We start from the raw sequence: 4,153 nt of genomic DNA, 5'->3' as shown, positions 1-4,153 counted from the left end.
ATACTTTTTGAAACACCACCAGATTTTTTATTTTCATTACTTCTTTTATTTAACATTTCTTGTCCTAAATCTTTCCAAATTTGCCACTTCATATCATTTGGATCAATTTCAGCAGTTTTTATAAGTACTCCAAGCAATTCAGCAGGATCACGCTGATCTAGCTTAGCAATCTCAAAAAGTGCGCCTAATTGGATAAGGTGGCGTGTACGAGCTTTACGTTCAGCTTCCTTTTCTGCATTCAATAATTTTCTAACAGCAACTTTTTGCTTATTTGCTCGATCTATGGCTTTTTCAGCTTTGATCAAGGCATTAATTTTTTTCTCTTGGTCAGATGTTCTGTACTGAATTTTGGCTAATTCAAGTAAAAGTTTTTGTGCATCACTAGGGTTCTTTAAAGCAGAAATATAGGTGATTTTTTCAGACAGCCAATCATTATTCATATTCAATTCCATTAATTCAGATACCGCAAAAGTACAGGCTTAATTCTCAAAGAACGATAACAAAATAATTACGTCAAATGTACGCAATTTTGTTAAAGTCGTTCTAGAGATTGTTGCCTGCACTTCCATCAAAAATTTGATGGCGCGCTTAGACGTTTCTCAATTTCATTGAGAAACCTAAGCACGTTAGGGACTTCATCCCTAAAACCCTGAAACTTATTTTTTTCGTTCAATTGAAAATTGAATGAAAAAAATAAGTACCAAAGCTAGGAGCAACAGCATGCAACTAAAACAGGTATTGGGAAAAATCAAAGATATTACTTTTGGCGTGATCGCAGCACCGCTAATCATCATCATTATGATGTGGGCTTCGATACTTGATCAAAGAGCGTTTAAGAAAGAGCGCAACCGAAAAAAGGAACAGGATAAAACCTAATGGCGATTGCTCGTTTAAGTGTCAAAGTCGGTAAGGCAGGTAAAGCAGCACCGCATGCCGAATATATTGATAGGGATGAAGAAAAGAAGCTGAAACAGGAACAGGCAGAAACTGATCTTGAACATAGTGCTTATGGAAACATGCCGAAATGGGCTGAACATAATCCGATTACCTTTTGGCAGGCAGCCGACCTTTACGAGCGTAAAAATGGCAGTACCTATCGAGAATATGAAATTGCCCTGCCTAGAGAGATGAATGCCGAGCAACGCCTAGAACTGGTTGAGGACTTCATTCAGTCTGAGATCGGCTCAAAATATCCGTATCAATTTGCGATTCATAACCCTAAAGCAATGGACGGCAAGGATCAGCCTCACGTTCACCTCATGTTTAATGAACGTCTGCAAGATGGAATCGAACGAGATCCAGAGCAATATTTCAAACGCTATAACGCCAAGAATCCTGAACGTGGCGGAGCTAAAAAAGACAATACGGGCAAGGGTTACCAGGAACGAAAAACTGATATTAAAGACCTACGCCAAAGATGGGCTGATTTATGCAACAGCCATTTAGAAAAACACCAAATTGACAGTCGTATTGATATGCGAAGCTACAAAGAGCAAGGCATAGAGAAAGAACCCGAAAAGAAACTATTACCAAGCCAAGCTAAAGACCCTGAAATCAGGGAAGCCTTGCAACAGTCACGTATAGCCTATAAAGAGCTTGAGCAACTAGATTTAGGCGACCCTAAAAAAGACCTGAAAGACCTCAAAAACAGCCCAATTTCAGATAAAGAAATTAAACAGGGTATTGAGAGCTTTAAGGCTGATTTTGACAGCTTTAAACAGCTTGCTTTGGAACAGTACAAACAGCAGCAGAAATTAGAAAGAGAGCAACAGAAAACAATGAAGTTTAGAGGGATGAGCCGATGACACCTGATGAAAAAAAGCTATATGCACTGATGGCAGTTGCAGAACAACAGCAGAACCTAGTCAATCAGGCCGTTAAAGAGCTTCAAATCACGAAAGAACACATTCAAAGCACTATTGCTGGGCAAACCCACCACACTATATCAAAAGCGGTAAATGAGGGCTTACAGGACGGTACAGCAGAACTTATTAAGACCGCTAAAGCGCTTGGACGCTTGAAAAACTCGATTGAATCAGCCAATGATCAATTTTCATGGAAGTTAATCACCACTTTCTTAGGTGTTTTTTCAGTTCTCATACTGACTATGACGTGGCTATTTGCATCTTATATTAAGCCTTTAGAGAATATTCCAAAGATCGAGAGTTTAAGGCAGCAAGGTATTCAGTTTGATATTCAAAGTTGTGCCGTTGGAGAAGAGTCCAAGCCCTGCGTCCGAGTGATGAAAGAGCAGTGTGGCTATGGGAAGCATGGGGATTTATGCGTTATTGACCCCAAATAGCTGAATCTGAAAATGAAGGCTCTAAGCACTCATTTATAATTTTTATTATGTTTAAAATTAGTGGAAGTTAAGGAAATTATTATGTTAAAGCAATCAAGTTTAGAAAGAACAGAGTTTAAGGAAGAAGAACTTGCGCCCATTAAAAAGCTTGATTTGAATGATTTGAAAGTTCCTATGCCTAAAAACCTTGATCAGTTACTGATTTGGACATCCGAACTGGCTCAATATAATTATGCTCAATTCCTTAACCAATCCGAACAGCTAAAACTTGTTGATGAAGACAACCTGGAAGAACAGGCGGAAATCAGTCAGAAGCTTAGGTTCTATAGAGGTAATGCGCTTATAGAAAACCAAATCAAAGATTTCTATTTGAAAAAGTTACTTGATCAAGGAGAGGCAACAGTCAAAGGTTATATTAAAAGTCCGACTAAGAAAAATACCCGATATGCTGTAATTTCTTATCATGACTATGATTTTGTAAGCTTTGCTACTCCAGAGATTCTTAATAAATTTCCAGCCGATCTCATCAATTTCGTGCAAAAGGAAACACCTAAGACATTAGCGGACATATATCCTGAAGAAGCCGTGTTCTTATCAGCTATCAAAAAATTTATAAAACCTTTTAAGGAACAGTATAAAAAATTGGCTGATAAGAACAGGGAAATTAAGGAGCACAATACAGTTGCTCATAAAATTTATATAAAAATTAAAAATAAGGAAGCAACTCTGCAAAAGCCAACAGAGTCAAAGCCTAAAGAATCTAATCCAAAGACTACTGAAAATAGTGCTGTCCCAGTAGAGATGAAGCAGGGAACCATTCAGAAAAATATGGCTCCACAAGAAAAGCCACTTACTGTGATTAAGAAGCGAAAATTTGCTTTAAACAAGAATAAGTAACTTGTAATGTAAAATTCTAAACAAAAACCCCTCTAAGTCTTGCAACTTAGAGGGGTTTTCAAGTAAATTCAGCGGTACGCAGTTATTTGATGGAACTAACATCAAGTAACGAAGATCATAAGGTTTGGCGACCGTTATGATTTCACCAAAAGGCTTGTACCTGAACTCTATTTTCACAATAAACAGTGTTTATATCAAGCCTCAAAATGATAAGTCTTCGTTAATTCGTGTTTTAAACCATCAAATAAGCATCCTAGATCGAGCTTTGCCCGCTTCTGCGTGTCCGTTTTACGGTCGGCATGCAGTACGTGTGGTAGGAATAAGTGTCACTGGCGTATTGTAGCTATAGTCGAAAGGCTAAACCGCTTACAGGGGAACTTCACATAGGCGGAGCGTTAGGAGTAGTTACATAGGACTTGTTAAGTTGTACGTTGGGGAAACCCTCGCAGAGATACAGGCAATGTAACGACAGGGAGCGCGTGGAGCGAGGTGCAAGACTTTGAGTCCTTGTCTGCATAGTCAGCAAAGCTATGTGCGGATACGACCGATATACGTGGCTCCGAAGCCAAATATATACAGGTAAATCGGCAATACTTAGGGGATATGTCATTTTTTCAAATGGCTGCCCTTAGGGTGAGTATTGCCGAAACTCTCTCAACCGTTTCCAAAGCCAAAGCACGAAGTGCGACGCTTTGGAGGCGAGTTGAGAAGTTGAGAGCACTTGCTTTTAGCTTTTATTGTGTTTAGTAGTCGAGGTAGTTGTTTTTACTTTTCTGCTTAGGCTATTCAGTTGAATGTTAAGAGAAGTCGTAACGCTAAGCCTATTAACACGATACCCATAAAAATTTCGGGTGGTGTTTCAAAAAGTATGCTGACATTAAATGAAGCCATTATTGATGTAAAAAAAGGTTAAGTCGAAAGCTTTAAAATGGTTTTCAATCTTTTTTGAAAAAT

General features: G+C 38.6%; 5 protein-coding genes and 1 pseudogene. 4 read left to right on the top strand and 2 right to left on the bottom strand.

The features are described from left to right. On the bottom strand, positions 1 to 440 hold a 440-nt coding region (locus tag G5T77_RS08770), incomplete at its 3' end, for a conjugal transfer protein TraD (protein WP_166139242.1). 280 nt (positions 441 to 720) lie between these two features. Between G5T77_RS08770 and G5T77_RS08765 the strand changes: the two genes are divergently transcribed. The 4 genes from G5T77_RS08765 to G5T77_RS08750 all read left to right on the top strand — a co-directional run bounded on the left by G5T77_RS08765 (position 721) and on the right by G5T77_RS08750 (position 3,199). After that, entirely contained in the window at positions 721 to 876 is a 156-nt protein-coding gene (locus tag G5T77_RS08765) for a hypothetical protein (protein WP_004812002.1), read from the top strand. Then, positions 876 to 1,805: a MobA/MobL family protein gene (locus G5T77_RS08760; protein WP_004282296.1), complete on the top strand. Its 930-nt coding sequence runs from the start codon at positions 876 to 878 to the stop codon at positions 1,803 to 1,805. Before G5T77_RS08765 ends, G5T77_RS08760 begins: the two co-directional genes overlap by 1 nt. Next, the gene (locus G5T77_RS08755; protein WP_004282297.1) at positions 1,802 to 2,302 is read left to right on the top strand and encodes a hypothetical protein; all 501 of its coding nucleotides are present in this window, start codon (positions 1,802 to 1,804) and stop codon (positions 2,300 to 2,302) included. The genes G5T77_RS08760 and G5T77_RS08755 overlap by 4 nt, the downstream gene beginning before the upstream one ends. Before the next feature lie 81 nt (positions 2,303 to 2,383). After that, positions 2,384 to 3,199: a hypothetical protein gene (locus G5T77_RS08750; protein WP_005268593.1), complete on the top strand. Its 816-nt coding sequence runs from the start codon at positions 2,384 to 2,386 to the stop codon at positions 3,197 to 3,199. Between the two features lie 877 nt (positions 3,200 to 4,076). Here G5T77_RS08750 and G5T77_RS08745 read toward each other — a convergent pair. Then, a pseudogene (locus G5T77_RS08745) lies at positions 4,077 to 4,153 on the bottom strand (IS1 family transposase); the annotation flags it as partial.

Source organism: Acinetobacter sp. GFQ9D191M (assembly GCF_011174875.1).
Classification (GTDB): Bacteria; Pseudomonadota; Gammaproteobacteria; order Pseudomonadales; family Moraxellaceae; genus Acinetobacter.
Note: the sequence above shows the minus strand (reverse complement) of the source record. Positions and strands in the feature narration are given on the sequence as shown.